Annotated in this window: 20 protein-coding genes; 19 read left to right on the top strand and 1 reads right to left on the bottom strand. The window is 36.9% G+C overall.

The features are described 5' to 3' along the window. The first annotated feature begins 10 nt into the window (after nt 1-10). Nucleotides 11-1,060: a type 2 isopentenyl-diphosphate Delta-isomerase gene (locus ILS93_RS13065; protein ID WP_222660662.1), complete on the top strand. Its 1,050-nt coding sequence runs from the start codon at nt 11-13 to the stop codon at nt 1,058-1,060. 331 nt (nt 1,061-1,391) lie between these two features. On the opposite strand, the gene ILS93_RS13060 is transcribed toward ILS93_RS13065, so the two are convergent. Continuing rightward, a complete protein-coding gene (locus ILS93_RS13060) occupies nt 1,392-1,526 on the bottom strand; it encodes a YpzI family protein (protein ID WP_000513900.1) in 135 nt (44 codons plus the stop codon). A 116-nt stretch (nt 1,527-1,642) separates the two neighbouring features. Here ILS93_RS13060 and ILS93_RS13055 point away from each other — a divergent pair, with 116 nt between their 5' ends. From ILS93_RS13055 to hisC, 18 genes are all read left to right on the top strand, one after another. Beyond that, nucleotides 1,643-2,254 (top strand): YphA family membrane protein, encoded by a 612-nt coding sequence (locus ILS93_RS13055; protein WP_000399216.1) that lies wholly within the window; start codon nt 1,643-1,645, stop codon nt 2,252-2,254. Continuing rightward, nucleotides 2,247-3,140 (top strand): YIEGIA family protein, encoded by an 894-nt coding sequence (locus ILS93_RS13050; RefSeq protein WP_064476620.1) that lies wholly within the window; start codon nt 2,247-2,249, stop codon nt 3,138-3,140. The genes ILS93_RS13055 and ILS93_RS13050 overlap by 8 nt, the downstream gene beginning before the upstream one ends. Beyond that, entirely contained in the window at nt 3,137-3,322 is a 186-nt protein-coding gene (locus tag ILS93_RS13045) for a capping complex subunit for YIEGIA (protein ID WP_000979052.1), read from the top strand. The genes ILS93_RS13050 and ILS93_RS13045 overlap by 4 nt, the downstream gene beginning before the upstream one ends. A gap of 124 nt (nt 3,323-3,446) precedes the next feature. Beyond that, nucleotides 3,447-4,757 (top strand): ribosome biogenesis GTPase Der, encoded by a 1,311-nt coding sequence (gene der / locus ILS93_RS13040; protein ID WP_001125888.1) that lies wholly within the window; start codon nt 3,447-3,449, stop codon nt 4,755-4,757. An 18-nt stretch (nt 4,758-4,775) separates the two neighbouring features. Beyond that, nucleotides 4,776-5,798: an NAD(P)H-dependent glycerol-3-phosphate dehydrogenase gene (locus ILS93_RS13035; RefSeq protein WP_000161770.1), complete on the top strand. Its 1,023-nt coding sequence runs from the start codon at nt 4,776-4,778 to the stop codon at nt 5,796-5,798. Nucleotides 5,799-5,913: 115 nt separating this feature from the next. Beyond that, entirely contained in the window at nt 5,914-6,165 is a 252-nt protein-coding gene (locus tag ILS93_RS13030) for a stage VI sporulation protein F (RefSeq protein WP_000369753.1), read from the top strand. Between the two features lie 266 nt (nt 6,166-6,431). Next, a complete protein-coding gene (locus ILS93_RS13025) occupies nt 6,432-6,635 on the top strand; it encodes a DUF2768 domain-containing protein (protein WP_001288995.1) in 204 nt (67 codons plus the stop codon). A gap of 64 nt (nt 6,636-6,699) precedes the next feature. Next, the gene (locus tag ILS93_RS13020; RefSeq protein WP_064476619.1) at nt 6,700-7,413 is read left to right on the top strand and encodes a hypothetical protein; all 714 of its coding nucleotides are present in this window, start codon (nt 6,700-6,702) and stop codon (nt 7,411-7,413) included. Between the two features lie 242 nt (nt 7,414-7,655). Further along, nucleotides 7,656-9,134 (top strand): stage IV sporulation protein A, encoded by a 1,479-nt coding sequence (spoIVA, locus tag ILS93_RS13015; protein WP_000416522.1) that lies wholly within the window; start codon nt 7,656-7,658, stop codon nt 9,132-9,134. Between the two features lie 298 nt (nt 9,135-9,432). Then, on the top strand, nt 9,433-9,705 hold the full coding sequence (locus ILS93_RS13010) for an HU family DNA-binding protein (protein ID WP_001043860.1): 273 nt from the start codon (nt 9,433-9,435) through the stop codon (nt 9,703-9,705). Between the two features lie 120 nt (nt 9,706-9,825). Next, on the top strand, nt 9,826-10,395 hold the full coding sequence (gene folE, locus ILS93_RS13005) for a GTP cyclohydrolase I FolE (protein ID WP_001151478.1): 570 nt from the start codon (nt 9,826-9,828) through the stop codon (nt 10,393-10,395). A 212-nt stretch (nt 10,396-10,607) separates the two neighbouring features. Further along, complete coding sequence (locus tag ILS93_RS13000) at nt 10,608-11,357, top strand: heptaprenyl diphosphate synthase component 1 (protein ID WP_002096763.1); 750 nt, start codon at nt 10,608-10,610, stop codon at nt 11,355-11,357. Nucleotides 11,358-11,386: 29 nt separating this feature from the next. Continuing rightward, nucleotides 11,387-12,100 carry a 2-heptaprenyl-1,4-naphthoquinone methyltransferase gene (gene menG, locus ILS93_RS12995; protein WP_001187666.1) on the top strand — a complete coding sequence of 238 codons (714 nt, stop codon included), beginning with the start codon at nt 11,387-11,389 and terminating at the stop codon, nt 12,098-12,100. A gap of 39 nt (nt 12,101-12,139) precedes the next feature. Next, nucleotides 12,140-13,102, top strand: coding sequence for a heptaprenyl diphosphate synthase component II (gene hepT, locus ILS93_RS12990; RefSeq protein ID WP_064476618.1), 963 nt, complete (start codon nt 12,140-12,142; stop codon nt 13,100-13,102). Between the two features lie 124 nt (nt 13,103-13,226). Further along, nucleotides 13,227-13,673, top strand: a complete 447-nt coding sequence (ndk, locus tag ILS93_RS12985) for a nucleoside-diphosphate kinase (protein ID WP_000415885.1) — start codon at nt 13,227-13,229, stop codon at nt 13,671-13,673. A 273-nt stretch (nt 13,674-13,946) separates the two neighbouring features. Further along, nucleotides 13,947-15,119, top strand: a complete 1,173-nt coding sequence (gene aroC / locus ILS93_RS12980) for a chorismate synthase (RefSeq protein WP_064476617.1) — start codon at nt 13,947-13,949, stop codon at nt 15,117-15,119. Continuing rightward, nucleotides 15,119-16,204, top strand: a complete 1,086-nt coding sequence (aroB, locus tag ILS93_RS12975) for a 3-dehydroquinate synthase (RefSeq protein ID WP_064476616.1) — start codon at nt 15,119-15,121, stop codon at nt 16,202-16,204. Before aroC ends, aroB begins: the two co-directional genes overlap by 1 nt. Before the next feature lie 116 nt (nt 16,205-16,320). After that, nucleotides 16,321-17,433, top strand: coding sequence for a histidinol-phosphate transaminase (gene hisC, locus ILS93_RS12970; protein ID WP_064476615.1), 1,113 nt, complete (start codon nt 16,321-16,323; stop codon nt 17,431-17,433). The last annotated feature ends 179 nt before the right edge of the window (nt 17,434-17,612 follow it).

Here is a 17,612-nt window from a genome sequence, read left to right as displayed (position 1 = left end):
AGGGGTACAAGTGGTAAGGGCAAAACGTAAATTAGATCATATTGAATACGCTCTTTCTACTGGTCAGTCTCGTACGCATGGCTTTCATGATATTGATTTTGTGCATCAAGGATTGCCAAATTCAAGTTATGACTCAATAACATGTGAAACAAAAATCGGCGAACTTTCACTAAGTTCGCCGATTTTTATCAATGCGATGACTGGTGGTGGGGGAGAGAGAACGTTACATATTAATGAGCAATTAGCATATGTAGCGAAACATCATAATCTTGCTATGGCTGTAGGGTCGCAAATGGCGGCGTTAAAAGATGAAAGTGAGGCTGCTTCTTATAAGATTATCAGAAAGGTAAACCCGAATGGTGTTTTCTTTGCTAATTTAGGTAGTGAGGCAACTATCGAACAAGCAGAGCGTGCCGTTAATATGATTGAAGCGAATGCATTGCAAATTCATTTAAACGTCATACAAGAGTTAACGATGCCAGAAGGAGACCGTGACTTTACTGGTGTACTTCAGCGCATTGAGAAAATTGTATTAAATAGTAAAGTTCCTGTCATTGTGAAAGAAGTTGGATTTGGGATGAGTAAGGAAACCGTACAACAGTTAGCGAGCATAGGTGTAACGGCAATTGATATTGGTGGACAAGGTGGTACAAATTTTGCTGCTGTTGAAAATGAAAGAAGACAGCGAGTGCTTTCTTATTTTAATAACTGGGGCATACAAACAGCAACCTCGATTATTGAAGCAACCTCTACAAATAATAACCTCTCTTTTATTGCATCTGGGGGTATACAAACAGCGCTTGATGTAGCGAAAGCAATCGCATTAGGGGCGAATACAACTGCGTTTGCTGGATATTTTTTACGTATTTTAATGCAAGATGGTATCGAGAAGTTAGTGGATGAAATTGATCTTTTACATACAGATTTGAAATTTATTATGACAGCTCTTGGTGCAAAGACGATAGAAGAGTTACAGGCTGTACCTCTTGTTGTAAAGGGCGAAACGTATCATTGGTTAACGCAGCGTGGTATTGATACGACGCATTATAGTAGAAGATAAAAAATCAACCGTTTGGTTGATTTTTTTGTTTTTTGTTCGTTTTAGTAATATAAGGTGAGGAATGGAATTAATATTCTATCAAAATAAAATTATTCCTATATAAACACTATCTTGTGCAAGTTGCGACTGAAAAAGAGGCTGGAAAATGTAGATAGTTTGCTACTGAATTATTGGGGAGGGTTTAATTTCGCAAAGGAAAAAATAGGTGGAGATAAAAATAAACCATAGAAAAATTCGGATGTTAAATGTTATTTTGATATAAGTAAAAATCATTAAAATAATTATGTAAAAGACGGTTTCGTACAATATCGAAACCGTCTTTTTGTGTTCATTAGTGCTGATTTTGTTTTCGGGCTTGCTCTGGTGTATCCAGTCCAGTTGCACCCGGATATTGTAGTGATTGGTCACGATCAGATTCAACGCGTCGTGATTCTCTTAGTTTTCGTTCTTGACGATCTTTACCCATAATGAATAGCACCTCCTTATTAAAAGTGTTGCTGTTATATGAAAAAACTATGCGCGAAGAAAGTGGATTAACTTTCATAAAAAGTTCCCATAATGGAAAACATAGGAGGTGAAATGATGGAAGGGAGTACTTTTTATTTTTTAGCTTGGATAGGGTGGATCGTTGTAACTTTTTTTATGAAAAAAGACTCTATGCGCTGGAAGATAAGCGTTTGTATATTGATTTTTATTATTTGCTCTCCGTTACATGTAACGATTGCTTCATTCACGGTATCAGTAAATGCACTTTTGCTTTGTATTGTTGCTTTTATAGGAATCGCACTATATTCTATTTGGAAAAAATTATATAGCTTACTTTCGGCACTTATTATTGCAATGTTATATACAAGTTTTCATTTGTTAGAAGTATATGATCCGATTTGGATTGTGGTGGACAGGTTGTTTTTGTTAAGTGGTGCTCTTGTGTATGCATCGGTTTTATTGCATGAGGATCGCATATTGCGATTATGTTCTCTTTATATAGGAATGTTACAGGGGGAATTGTTAGTGACACTTATTTTTCGAAAACTACATTTCCCTTATGATTACGGAAGTTTAGCGTTTTTTGATATCGTCGCCGTTGCTACATTTTTCATGGCAATTTTGTTTTGGATTGCAAAAGCATCAGTATACATGGAACAGTTCAAGAGGAAAGCACGTAAAAGAAAGGCGAGGGTAATACATGATTGAATATACACCGGCCATTTTATGCGGAGTAATAGCGGGGACAATAACGAGAGTGCTAATGCTCCGGACAGATACGCGTCAATATCCGACGAGGCTCCACGGAAAAATTATTCACGTTGCGATGGGGTTAATTGCAGCGGCTTTAGGAGCGATTGCGATTCCGTCAATTTTGAAAAAAGATTTTTCTGCTATTACATTTCTTACATTAGCAGCAACACAGTTTCGTGATGTGCGTAATATGGAAAGAAATACCCTTCAACAATTAGATGGATATGAGCTCGTACCGCGTGGAAATACATATATTGAAGGGATTGCGTTAGTTTTTGAAAGTCGAAACTATTTGGCGATGTTAACGTCGTTTGCAACGACGTTTGCGTATATAGGATTCCATTCGTGGATTGCTGGAGTAATTATGGCTATAATCGCATTTATTATCGCGAAAAAATTAATGTCTGGCAGAAGGTTACATGATCTTGTTGATATCGAGCATGTTCCACTTCGTTTTGAAGGAGCGGGGCTGTATATTGATAACATTTACATTATGAATATTGGATTGCCAGCAAGGCAAGAGGAAATTATGAAATATGGAATGGGCTTTATTTTAAGGCCGAAAACAATTGATGCGATGGTGACAATCTCAAACTTAGGACAACGACAAGCTATTTTACATGATGTTTCTGTTGCTTTAGGGATTTATAGAGATTCTGGTACGCCAGCGCTTGTGCCGTTGGCAAAGCGTGATTTAGAAGATGGTAGGGTTGGGATTTTTGTCTTGCCACAAGATCAAGATGCAGAGAAAGCGATAGGTGTCATAGGGAATGTGCCGACGTTAGAAAGTGCTGTTCATATGTCATCGGAAGCCCCGAAAGGAAGGGGAGATAAAAGATGATGTTAGAAAGTGTGATTCTCGCGGTTATTACAACAACGCCGGAGAAATTTGCTGGTGGTGCCCCTTTGTTTACTTGTGAATCGACAGATGAGTTAGAATTTGTTGCAAATAATTTAGAGGCAATTTTAGATGGTATTGCGCATCGCTTACAAGAGAATGTATATATTATTGTGAAACATTAGTAACGTGTGGTATAATGTGAGGTGTTTTGATACGCTGAGAAATATTCTGGAATGCAAATCCCTTCTTGCACAAAGAAGGGTTTTTTACATAATAAACAGAAGCAAGTTGAAAGGATGAAAGTATATGCCGAAACCAGTAATAGCAATAGTAGGCCGCCCGAACGTAGGAAAATCTACTATTTTCAATAGAATTGTTGGAGAAAGAGTTTCAATCGTAGAAGATATACCAGGTATAACACGAGACCGTATTTATAGTGCGGGAGAATGGTTAAATCATGAATTTAACATTATTGATACAGGTGGAATTGATATTGGAGACGAGCCGTTCTTGACACAAATTCGTCAACAAGCGGAAGTAGCGATTGATGAAGCAGATGTTATCATTTTTATGACGAATGGTCGCGATGGTGTAACTGCAGCAGATGAAGAAGTTGCTAAAATTTTATATCGTTCTAAAAAACCAATTGTACTTGCGGTAAATAAGGTTGATAATCCAGAAATGCGTAGTGATATTTATGATTTTTATGCATTAGGATTTGGCGAGCCATTCCCGATTTCAGGTACACACGGTTTAGGACTTGGTGATTTGTTAGATGAAGCTGCAAATCATTTTCCAAAGATTGAAGAAGAAGCGTATGATGATGAAACAATCCGTTTCTCTTTAATTGGCCGTCCAAATGTAGGGAAATCATCACTTGTAAATGCACTTCTTGGTCAAGAACGTGTAATTGTAAGTAATATAGCGGGAACGACACGTGATGCTGTTGATACACCATATAGTAAAGATGGTCAAGATTATGTAATCATCGATACAGCTGGTATGCGTAAAAAAGGGAAAGTATACGAAAGCACAGAAAAGTATAGTGTACTTCGTGCGCTTAGAGCGATTGAACGTTCTGACGTTGTTTTAGTCGTTTTAGACGGAGAAGAAGGAATTATTGAACAGGATAAAAAAATTGCTGGATATGCTCATGATTCAGGACGTGCTGTTATTATCGTCGTAAACAAATGGGATGCAGTGAAAAAAGATGAAAAAACAATGAAAGCATTTGAAGAAAACATCCGTGCTCATTTCCAATTTTTAGAGTACGCACCGATTGTATTCTTATCTGCGAAAACGAAAAAACGTACACAAACATTATTACCAGTTATTAATGAAGTAAATGAAAGTCATAGTATCCGTATTCAAACGAACGTATTAAATGATGTAATTATGGATGCGGTAGCGATGAATCCAACACCAACTCATAATGGTAGCCGTCTGAAAATCTTCTATGCGACACAGGTTGCGGTAAAACCACCAACATTTGTTATATTTGTAAACGATACAGAATTAATGCACTTTTCATATGAGCGCTTCTTAAAGAATCGTTTACGTGAAGCGTTCGGTTTTGTAGGAACGCCGATTCACATTATCGCTAGAGCAAGAGACTAATGGAGAGGATGTGATTTTATGACAAAAATCACAGTAGTTGGAGCAGGTAGCTGGGGAACAGCGTTAGCGATGGTATTAGCTGACAATGGACATGATGTACGTATTTGGGGAAATCGTTCTGAACTTATGGATGAGATTAATACAAAACATGAGAATAGTCGATACCTTCCAGGAATTACATTGCCAAGCACAATCGCAGCCTACTCTTCTTTAGAAGAAGCATTAGTAGATGTAAATGTAGTACTTCTTGTAGTACCAACGAAAGCGTATAGAGAGGTATTACAAGATATGAAGAAATATGTAGCGGGTCCGACTACTTGGATTCATGCAAGTAAAGGGATTGAACCTGGTACGTCAAAACGTATTTCGGAAGTGATTGAGGAAGAAATTCCAGAGGGCTTGATTAAAGACGTTGTTGTACTGTCTGGACCGAGTCATGCTGAAGAAGTCGGTTTACGTCAAGAGACGACGGTTACGTCTGCAGCAAAGCGTATGGAAGCTGCTGAGGAAGTACAAGATTTGTTTATGAATAGTTACTTCCGTGTATACACAAATCCGGATATTGTTGGGGTTGAGCTTGGTGGTGCGTTAAAAAATATTATCGCATTAGCTGCTGGGATAACTGATGGACTTGGATTAGGTGATAATGCGAAAGCGGCATTAATGACACGTGGTTTAACGGAGATTGCTCGTTTAGGAAGAAAAATGGGCGGAAATCCATTAACGTTTGCTGGTCTAACTGGTATGGGAGACTTAATTGTAACTTGTACAAGTGTTCATAGCCGAAATTGGCGCGCTGGAAATATGCTTGGAAAAGGACACTCTTTAGAAGAGGTGTTAGAAAGCATGGGTATGGTTGTAGAAGGTGTAAGAACAACGAAAGCTGCTCACGAATTAGCAGAGAAAATGGAAGTTGAAATGCCGATTACAGCTGCTTTATATGACGTGCTGTTCAATGGGAATAATGTGAAAGATGCAGTAGGCTCATTAATGGGACGTGTTCGAAAACATGAAGTGGAAGCTATACCTGACTTACTTTAAAGAAAAGCGACAGAAGTACATTTGTACTTCTGTCGCTTTTTATTTTTATGGGTCTTTTCACCATTTTTTTAATTTTGCATAGGATGAAGAGTAACTTGAGGAGAGGGTGAAAAGAATGGATAATAACATTTTTAATAACATTGAAAAAGAAGCGAAAGTGAATAAAGAAGATATTTTTAAATTAGCATCATCTGTACAGAATGCGAACTTACGTGATGAGACTGTGCTTCGTCAATTGATTCATCAAGTGGCTCTTATGGCAGGACGTGAAGTGCCGAAAGAACAAGAGGATCAAATTGTAAAAGCGATCATTAACAATAATATGCCCGCTGATTTTGGCTCGTTAAGCAAAATGTTTAAAAAATAAAATATAAGAAACAAAGAGTTTGTAGATTGCATATGATAGCCATGAAAGTATGGGAATAGAGCTGTTTTGGGCATATTTGGTCAACCGAAGCGAGAGATATACTCGCTTCGGTTTTATTTTTATCTAGATTAGTGGAAGATGCGAAAAAACCTGTTGATTAAAGTTATATATTCGTAATTTGTAGTAAAATGTTCTTTTTGTATTTGTTTAAAGATTTTAATTTGTTAAAATAGTATAAAAATAGATTAATAAAAAGGGGTGTGTATATGTCAGAAGGGCTCATAAAAATGTGGTTTGCTTTAGGAGCAATTGGATTTATGTTTTTTGCAGTAAGTTTTATTTTACTAAGTAGATACAAAATAAAGAATAAATTTTTGAAAGGGATTACAGCGTTAGTAGCGTACACCCTTATGATTGTGTCAGGAATTGTTATTTTTCTTGTTGTATTTAGTGGACCTGTACAGCAGTAAAGGGAATGGTCTCGAAAATGCTACATACGGAGCAAGTTATATTAGTATGAAAAGGTGATTGCTAGTGAAAAAAGTCCATATTATTTTAATATTTTGTTGTATGAGCCTTTTAACAGGATGTCTGTATCCGAAAGAAAATATGAAACAAAATGCCGTTCCTTATGAAGATCAGATACAGGTTGTTCAAAAAGCTATAGTGACATTTAAGGAGCAAAATGAGGGTATATTGCCAATTAAGACGCGGGATATGAGTACGCCTATTTATCAAAAGTATCCAATTGATTTTCAAAAGATTGCTCCGCGCTACATACAAGAAGCGCCAGGAAATGCGTATGAAAGTGGAGGAGTATACCAATACGTATTAATAGACGTTGAAACAAACCCGACAGTAAAGTTAATTGATGTTAGGATGGCTGAACAAATCCAGGAATTATCATTAAAGCTTAGAATGTATCGAGATGAACATCAATATCCACCTTTTAAAAAGGTAATTTCAGATGGTGTGTATGAATTAGATTTCAAAAAACTAGGATATAAAGATGTACCGCAAGTGACAAGTCCGTATTCTGGTAAAGGGCTTCCTTTTGTAATCAATGAAAAGGGAGAAATTTATGTTGATTATCGAATCGATTTATATGAAGCGTTGAAAAAAAATGAAGGGCAATTTAAGGAGGGGGAAGATATTCGGAATATACTTTCGAAAGATTCTCCATTTGTACCTGCGTATTCTTTACCGTATACGGTAAAGAATGGAGAACCAATTTTTTTAAAATCATAAGTCATGAACCTTTCTTTTAGTGAATAAGTTCTAGAAGAAAGGTTTTTTATGTTACACAACTTGCGATGCAAACAAAAGGTATTTTTTAATAGTCATATGAAATTGGACAAAATTATATGATATATTGTCCGAACTTCTAGAATACCATTATATTATATCAGATATTATAGGCAACGTTAGAGAAGGTATTAGTTGACTATAAATGTGGAATTATTCCCAAAAATATTGAGGGAGGGAATCACTTGGAAAAGGTAGATATTTTTAAAGATATTGCGGAACGCACAGGCGGTGATATTTATTTTGGAGTTGTAGGAGCTGTTCGAACAGGGAAATCAACATTCATTAAAAAATTTATGGAACTTGTAGTTATTCCTAATATTGAGAATGAGTCTGACCGTCAAAGGGCGCAGGATGAACTGCCTCAAAGTGCTGCTGGTCGTACAATCATGACGACGGAACCGAAGTTTGTTCCAAACCAAGCGGTTTCTATCGAAGTAGATGAAGGTCTTGAAGTGAATATTCGATTGGTAGATTGCGTTGGATATACGGTTCCAGGAGCAAAAGGCTATGAAGATGAGAATGGCCCACGCATGATTAATACTCCTTGGTATGAAGAACCTATTCCATTCCATGAAGCTGCAGAAATCGGAACACGTAAAGTAATTCAAGAACATTCCACAATTGGTGTTGTAATTACAACAGATGGAACGATTGGTGAAATTCCAAGAAGAGATTATATAGAGGCAGAAGAACGCGTAGTAAATGAGTTAAAAGAAGTCGGAAAACCTTTCATTATGATCATCAACACTGTACAGCCGTATCATCCAGATACAGAGCAATTGCGCCAAAGTTTATCTGAAGAATATGATATCCCAGTCATTGCGATGAGTGTAGAGAGTTTAAGGGAAACAGATGTGTACAATGTGCTTCGAGAAGCTTTATTTGAGTTCCCTGTTTTAGAAGTGAATGTTAACCTTCCGAGCTGGGTGATGGTGTTAAATGAAGGACATTGGTTACGCCAAAGTTATCAAGAAGCTGTTCAAGAGACTGTGAAGGATATAAAACGTCTTCGTGATGTGGACCGTGTCGTTTGGCAGTTTAGTCAGTATGAATTTATTGATCGAGCGAGCCTAGCTGGCATTGATATGGGGCAAGGTGTAGCAGAGATTGATTTATATGCACCAGATGAATTATATGATCAAATTTTAAAAGAAGTAGTAGGAGTAGAAATTCGAGGGAAAGATCATTTATTGAAGCTTATGCTCGATTTATCTCATGCGAAAGTAGAATACGATCAAGTGGCGGATGCTCTGCGTATGGTAAAGCAAACAGGATATGGTGTAGCAGCGCCTGCGTTAGCTGACATGAGCTTGGATGAGCCGGAAATTATTCGTCACGGTTCAAGGTTTGGTGTAAAATTAAAAGCTGTAGCTCCGTCTATTCATATGATTAAAGTAGATGTGGAGTCAACGTTTGAGCCGATCATTGGTACTGAAAAGCAAAGTGAAGAATTAGTTCGTTATTTAATGCAGGATTTTGAAGATGACCCATTATCAATTTGGAATTCTGATATATTCGGACGTTCACTTAGCTCTATTGTTCGAGAAGGCATTCAAGCGAAACTATCTTTAATGCCAGAAAATGCGAGATATAAATTAAAAGAAACGCTAGAAAGAATTATTAATGAAGGATCTGGCGGATTAATTGCGATTATATTATAAGAAAAAATCCCTCTCATCGTAGAGGGATTTTTTTGATTTTCGCGTATAGAATAGAGAAATAAACAGTCATTATCTAATATATTGTTGTAAATTGTCAAGTTTCATCAGATTTTCACATTTTAAGAGTAACAATTTCCTTAAAAATATTGAATTATAAAGGAGAATCGTATAATATAGGCGTTGATAATGATTTATCTACATCTTTGTAGTATAGAATTTGTAAAAATTGCCTACAAATGAAAGTAAGACTCATTTTATGATCATTATACAGTCTTATCTTTGGGAGGAGGTGAATGGCATGAACAAGACAGATTTAATCAATGCTGTTGCAGAAGCAAGTTCCCTTTCTAAAAAGGACGCAACAAAAGCAGTAGACGCTGTTTTTGATTCTATCTTAGAAGCTTTAAAACAAGGTGATAAAGTACAACTGATCGGATTCGGTAACTTCGAAGTTCGTGAGCGTGCGGCTCGTAAAGGTCGTAACCCACAAACAGGTGAGGAGATTGAAATCGCTGCAAGTAAAGTACCTGCATTCAAACCTGGTAAAGCGTTAAAAGATGCGGTTAAATAATCCTTACATATTAACAGGGAAGAAGAGTTTCCTTTTTGGGAACTCTTCTTTTTGCTTTTAAAAACATAAATATGCTAGAATGTGTTCGTATCACTTTTAGGTTTTCGGGAGGGCTAGCGGATGGCAAAAGTTAATTTAGAACAAATTGAACATGCAGTACGCCTTATTTTAGAGGCAATCGGAGATGACCCAAATCGTGAGGGAGTACTTGATACACCAAAGCGTGTGGCAAAAATGTACGCAGAAGTGTTCGCGGGTATGCATGAAGATCCGAAAGAACATTTGCATAAAGTGTTCGGAGAAGATCACGAGGAGCTTGTATTAGTAAAAGATATACCGTTTTATTCGATGTGTGAGCATCATTTAGTTCCATTCTATGGAGTTGCTCACGTTGCATATATTCCGCAAGGCGGAAAAGTGACAGGGTTAAGTAAATTAGCTCGAACTGTAGATACAATTGCACGTCGTCCACAACTGCAAGAACGTATTACATCAACAGTAGCGAACTCTATTATGGAAGTACTAGAGCCGCATGGTGTAATGGTAGTAGTAGAAGCGGAACATATGTGCATGACGATGCGTGGTGTGAAAAAGCCGGGCGCGAAAACTGTAACAACAGCAGTACGTGGTGTGTTAGAAAATGATGCAGCGGCACGTAGTGAAATTTTATCTTTTATTAAAACAAAGTAAAGAAAAGTAGGAAACTGCTTTTCTTTTTTTTTTATGTAAATAAATGATATAGTTTTAGCAAGGCAGAGTGAGAATAGAAAGACTACTAAAAAGAATGGAAGATGTTATTTAGTTCGGTGGAAGTTTGGAAAGAGTAGTCAAGTTTTGGTTATAGAAAATAGAATGTATGTGTTATAATAAGTTTTATGAATTAGAAAACAAGGGTGATTTTTGTGTGTGACATCTACGGAGGGTATGCGGGTATAAGAGAGAAATTGATGGAGAAATTACGCCATCCTTATTTTATAAACTATATTGAAGAACCATTTATTGATGAAGAAAAAATAGCATTGTTATATGGTGCTTTAAAAAGTGAAAATTTACATATAGAACAAATTGAGCATTATGTAGTAACGATTATGCTTGTGCAAATTGCGCTTGATACACATGAAAGAGTATCAAATAAAGCAGGGGAAGAAGCGGTTGAATCGCATAAACGTCGCCAGTTAACAGTACTTGCTGGTGATTACTATAGTGGGTTATATTATTACTTATTGTCTATGAATCGTGATATTGTTTTAATTCGCGCGCTTGCTGAAGGAATTAAAGAAATTAATGAACACAAAATAATGTTATATCAAAAAGCGCATGAAACGATGGATGACATAATGGAAAGTGTAGTAACGATTGAGTCTGCACTCTTGCAAAAAACATGTGATCATTTTCATGTATCGCATTGGAAACCATTTATAACGTATGTACTAGGAAAAAACCGTCTTCAAAAAGAATGTGAACTGCACGCTGATAAACAACATTCACCTGTTTTTCAAGCAGTTCAAGGGATTATGAAGGATAAAGCGGAGGTAGAAACAGTTATTCATGGATGGATGATGGAACTCAGAAAGAAAGAAAATCAATATTTGGAAAACCACACAGATATAAGCGAAATAAACTCTGTGTTAAGAGATAAATCGAAGACATAAGCAATTTTACATTGGAAGAAGGTACGAGCATGCAACAATCAAAAGAAGAAAGAGTACATGATGTATTTGAGAAAATCTCTGATAAATACGATGTGATGAATTCTGTCATTAGTTTTCAAAGACATAAAGCGTGGCGTAAAGAGACGATGCGCATTATGGATGTAAAACCAGGTAGCAAAGCTCTTGATGTATGCTGCGGGACAGCGGACTGGACAATTGCGCTAGCTGGGGCGGTAGGTGAACAGGGCAAGGTTGTTGGTTTAGACTTCAGTGAAAATATGTTATCTGTCGGTAAGCAAAAGGTAGAGGCGTTACAATTAAAACAAGTAGAACTTTTACACGGGAATGCAATGGAGCTTCCATTTGAAGATAACACATTTGATTATGTAACGATTGGATTTGGTTTACGTAACGTACCGGATTATATGCACGTATTAAAAGAAATGACACGTGTAGTAAAACCAGGTGGAAAAGTAATTTGTTTAGAAACATCTCAACCAACAATGATTGGTTTTCGACAAGGGTATATTTTATACTTTAAATATATCATGCCGTTATTTGGAAAGTTATTTGCGAAAAGTTTTAAAGAATATTCATGGCTGCAAGAATCTGCTAGTACATTCCCAGGTATGAAAGAGTTGGCTCATATGTTTGAAAAAGCTGGACTTGAACATGTACAAGTGAAGCCGTTTACTTTTGGGGTAGCAGCGATGCATTTAGGTATGAAACCAGAATCAAAATAGAAAAAAAGAAAAAAGAAGTTTTAGGTTAAGGTGAACAATATGAAGTTACAACTTATGTACTCTTTTTTACGATCGGATATTAATGTGATAGAAAAAGAATTAAAAAAGACAGTTGCTTCTGAACAGCCATTGGTAGAAGAGGCGGCATTACAACTTATTGAAGCTGGTGGGAAGCGAATTCGTCCTGTATTTGTGTTGCTTGCGGGAAAATTTGGAGATTATAAGTTAGATGCAATTAAGCATGTAGCTGTTGCGTTAGAACTTATTCATATGGCTTCTCTTGTTCACGATGATGTTATTGATGCTGCATTTTTACGACGTGGTAGTGCAACTGTGAATGCGAAATGGGGAGATCGTATTGCAATGTATACAGGGGACTATTTGTTCGCTAAGTCTCTTGAATGTATTACAAATATTGAAATTCCAGAGGCGCATCAGGCGCTATCGCATACCATTTTAGAAGTGTGTAAAGGTGAAATTGAACAAATTAAAGATAAATACAATTATGACCAAAATTTACGAACGTATTTAAGAAGAATAAAGCGAAAAACAGCATTATTAATTGCTGCGAGTTGTCAACTAGGAGCGATTGCTGCTGGTGCTAATCGTGATACGGTAAATCGACTATTTTGGTATGGGTATTTTGTAGGAATGTCGTATCAAATTATTGATGATATTTTAGACTTCGTTTCCACAGAAGAGAAGCTTGGAAAACCTGCTGGCGGAGATTTACTACAAGGGAATATTACGCTTCCTGCCCTATACGCTATGGAAGATCCAGTGCTTCGTAAGAAAATCATATCTGTACATGAAAATACAACAGCGGACGAAATGAAAGAAATTATTGAGGCTGTAAAGAATAGTACCGCTATTGATCAAGCATTTGCGTTTAGTGAACGTTATTTACATAAAGCATTAGAAATTATAAAACCACTCCCACGTGGACAAGCGAAGTATGCATTACAAAATGTAGCAAAGTATATTGGAAAACGAAAATTTTAGTGTTTTTTCTAAAAAATAAAATAATCTCTCTATTTCAAAACTATTGCACAATTGTGATAAGGGTGTTAATATGTGTGTGGGGATATACAATTACATACATAATTCAGAAGTGGAGAGATTTTTTATGGAAAAAACATTTCTAATGGTAAAACCAGACGGTGTACAACGTGCCTTCATTGGGGAAATCGTAGCTCGTTTTGAGAAGAAAGGCTTTCAATTAGTTGGTGCAAAATTAATGCAAGTCACTCCGGAAATTGCTGGACAACACTATGCTGAGCACACAGAAAAACCTTTCTTTGGTGAATTAGTTGACTTTATTACATCTGGACCTGTATTCGCAATGGTATGGCAAGGTGAAGGTGTAGTAGATACAGCTCGTAACATGATGGGTAAAACAAGACCACATGAAGCAGCTCCTGGAACAATTCGTGGAGATTTCGGTGTAACTGTTGCGAAAAACATTATCCATGGTTCTGATTCGTTAGAAAGTGCAGAGCGCGAGATTGCTATTTTCTTTAAGGAAGAAGAATTAGTTGACTACTCAAAATTAATGAATGAATGGATTTACTAATTATTTTGAAATAATTTGTAAACGCTTTAATCACTGTGATAATAGTAGAAAGTGCAAGGAGAATAGGGGTATTCTTCTTGCACTTTTTTTATTTCAATTAGTTACGAAGTTAGAGCTGTTATGATATATTGATATGTAAAGTAAAAGGCCTATCGGAGAATAAGCGAATGGCTGATCAAATATATAATTTCTTTCATATTTTTAGAGTAAGGAAAGATAATATCATTGCTTAATATAGCGGGATAAATACATATACGAAAAGAGGAATAACGTATGCGATATATTACAGCTGGTGAATCTCATGGTCCACAACTTACAACGATTATAGAAGGTGTTCCGGCAGGACTGCCTTTAGTAGCGGATGATATAAATGAAGAGTTAGCTAGAAGGCAAAAGGGGTATGGGCGTGGTAGACGCATGCAAATCGAAACAGATCAAGCGCAAATTGTAAGTGGTGTTAGACATGGAGAGACATTAGGTTCTCCAATTGCACTTGTTGTTGAAAATCGTGATTTTGCACATTGGACAAAAATTATGGGCGCAGAGCCTTTAACGGAACAAGAAGAAAAAGAAATGAAAAGGAAAGTAACAAAACCAAGACCTGGACATGCTGATTTAAATGGTGCGATTAAATATGGTCATAGAGATATGAGAAATGTACTTGAGCGTTCTTCAGCACGCGAAACGACAGTGCGTGTAGCTGCTGGTTCGGTTGCTAAAAAAGTGTTAGCAGAACTTGGTATTACAGTGGCTGGCCATGTAATTGAAATTGGCGGTGTTGAGGCTCAGGAAATTACGTATAGTTCAATTGAAGAATTAAAAAGTATTACAGAAGCATCACCTGTACGTTGCTTAGATGAAGAATCAGGTAACCAAATGATGAAAGCAATTGATGATGCGAAAGCAAATGGTGATTCAATCGGTGGAATCGTTGAAGTGATTGTGGAAGGAATGCCAATTGGGATCGGTAGCTATGTGCATTATGACCGAAAACTGGATGCAAAATTAGCAGCCGCAATTATGAGCATTAATGCTTTTAAAGGCGTCGAGATTGGAATTGGTTTTGAAGCAGCGCATAGACCGGGAAGTGAAGTTCATGATGAAATTCTGTGGAACGAGGAACATGGATATACACGAAGAACAAATAATGCAGGTGGATTAGAAGGCGGTATGACGACTGGAATGCCAATTGTGGTGCGAGGTGTGATGAAACCGATACCTACACTATATAAACCTCTTCAAAGTGTAGATATTGAAACGAAAGAGCCTTTTACAGCGAGCATTGAACGTTCAGATAGTTGTGCTGTGCCAGCAGCTAGTGTCGTTGCAGAAGCGGTTGTGGCTTGGGAATTAGCGACAGCTTTAATAGAACAATTCGGATTAGATCGTATGGACCTTATTCGTGAAAATATTGAGAAACATAATGAATATGCGAGGGGATTTTAATGGGAAACATACATATTCAAACGAAATCAAAAGAATATGATGTACATGTAGGAAAAGAATCGTTGTCACATTTGACAACAATCATTCAAAACATGCAGCCATCTGTATCAAATATCATGATCATTTCAGATGAAGCTGTTGCATCTTTCCATTTACAGACAGTTGTAGATGCATTGCAAATAGAGCAAAACGTATTTTCATTTGTCGTACCGAGTGGTGAAAAAGAGAAGTCTTTTGAAAATTTCTATGCGGCTCATACGTCAGCTCTTGAAAATAAATTAGATAGAAATTCTTTAATTATCGCACTTGGAGGCGGGATGATTGGAGATTTAGCTGGTTTTGTTGCTGCGTCGTTTATGCGTGGAATTCGCTTCGTTCAAGTTCCAACGACTTTATTAGCTCACGATAGCGCTGTAGGTGGGAAAGTAGCGATCAATCATCTGTTAGGTAAAAATATGATCGGTGCATTCCATCAACCGGAAGCAGTTGTATATCATACGCCGTTTTTACAGTCACTTCCTGAAAAAGAGTGGCGTTCAGGTTATGCAGAAGTGATAAAACATGCTCTTATTGGTGATGTAAAGCTGTATCATTGGCTAAAAGAAGAAGTGCAAACATTAGCGGATCTTCGTGATGAGAAGTTAATCCATATATTAACGAAGGCAATTCCTGTAAAGGCAAATATTGTATCACAAGATGAAACAGAAAAAGGTGTACGTGCCCATTTGAACTTTGGACATACGTTAGGCCATGCTCTTGAAAAAGAACTAGGATATGGAAATATTACTCACGGTGACGGAGTAGCGGTTGGAATGTTATTTGCCTTGTTTTTAAGTGAGCAAGTGTACAAAGTTGATCTTTCTTATGAAGAGATGAAGCAGTGGTTCTTAAAGTACGGCTATCCAAAAATGCCGAGTGATTTGAATGTAGAACGCCTCGTTCAATTGATGAAACAGGATAAGAAAGCGAATGCTGGAGCAATTCATATGGTGCTAATGCAGGAATATGGGGTAGTGAACGTCGTATCTATTCCAGATGAGACTGTTCATCTTGCGTTAGAGGCATTTCAAAAGGATATGGCTTAAGAGGTTGCGAAGTGCTTGTTTAGAGGTATTCTCGTAATAGTGACGGTAATGATAAACGATTATAGTAAGGGATTATAACCGTATTGTAATTGAATAAAATGACTGGGGGAAGAAAAATGAGAGTGAAAGAGCAATTGTTAACTTTGAGAGCATATGTACCTGGGAAAAATATTGAAGAAGTAAAAAGGGAATATGGATTATCAAAAATTGTGAAATTAGCATCGAACGAAAATCCATTCGGTTGCTCAGCACGCGTAACAGAAGCATTAACTTCTTTAGCGAGTCAATACGCTCTTTATCCAGATGGATATGCATTTGAACTTCGGACAAAAGTAGCAGAGCAGTTAGGTGTCAAAGCAGAACAACTGTTATTTGGTAGTGGATTAGATGAAGTCATTCAAATGATTAGCCGTGCATTACTACACGAAGGAACAAATGTTGTAATGGCGAATCCAACATTCTCGCAATACCATCACCATGCTGTTATTGAAGGAGCAGAAGTTCGTGAAGTACCACTAAAAGATGGCATTCACGATTTAGATGCGATGTTACAGCAAGTAGATGATAAAACGAAGATTGTATGGATTTGTAACCCAAATAATCCGACAGGTACATATGTAGAGAAACAAAAATTACTTTCATTTTTAGAATCAGTTCCTAAGTCAGCGCTCGTTATTATGGACGAAGCATACTATGAATATGCCGGAGCAGAAGACTATCCGCAAACATTACCACTTCTTGAAAAGTATGAAAATCTTATGGTTTTACGCACGTTTTCAAAAGCATATGGTTTAGCTGCTTTCCGTATCGGATATGCGGTTGGTAATGAGAAGTTAATTGGGCAACTAGAAGTAGCAAGGTTACCATTTAATACATCGACTGTAGCGCAATCTGTAGCACTCGCTGCATTAGAAGATCAAACGTTTTTACAAGAATGTGTGAAAAAGAATGAAGAAGGATTAAATCAATATTACGCATTTTGTAAGGAATATAACGTATTCTATTATCCATCTCAAACAAATTTCATTTTCTTAAAGCTCGGTGTTCCTGGTAATGAAGCTTTCGAACGATTAATGAAAAAAGGCTATATTGTTCGTTCTGGTGCTGCATTTGGTATACATGATGGTATTCGTATTACTGTAGGTTTGAAAGAAGAAAATGATGAAATTATAGAATTATTGAAAGAGCTTGTAAACGAGCAAGTAAAGAAAGAAGAAACATACTCTTAAGAGTGTGTGAAGGCTCCTATATAGGAGTCTTTTTATTTAAATAAAGATCGAAGTGGAGAAGGCCTGTAAAGCTTGATCCGTGTGTGTTAATAATTAATAAGGGAAGTTATTTGCACGGTAATGAAAGAAAACGGTACAATAGAAAGTAGTAATGCGGTATCGGTGTCATATTCGAATGT

The sequence above is a fragment of the Bacillus sp. 16GRE42 genome (assembly GCF_019837435.1).
Taxonomy (GTDB): domain Bacteria; phylum Bacillota; class Bacilli; order Bacillales; family Bacillaceae_G; genus Bacillus_A; species Bacillus_A wiedmannii.
Note: the sequence above shows the minus strand (reverse complement) of the source record. Positions and strands in the feature narration are given on the sequence as shown.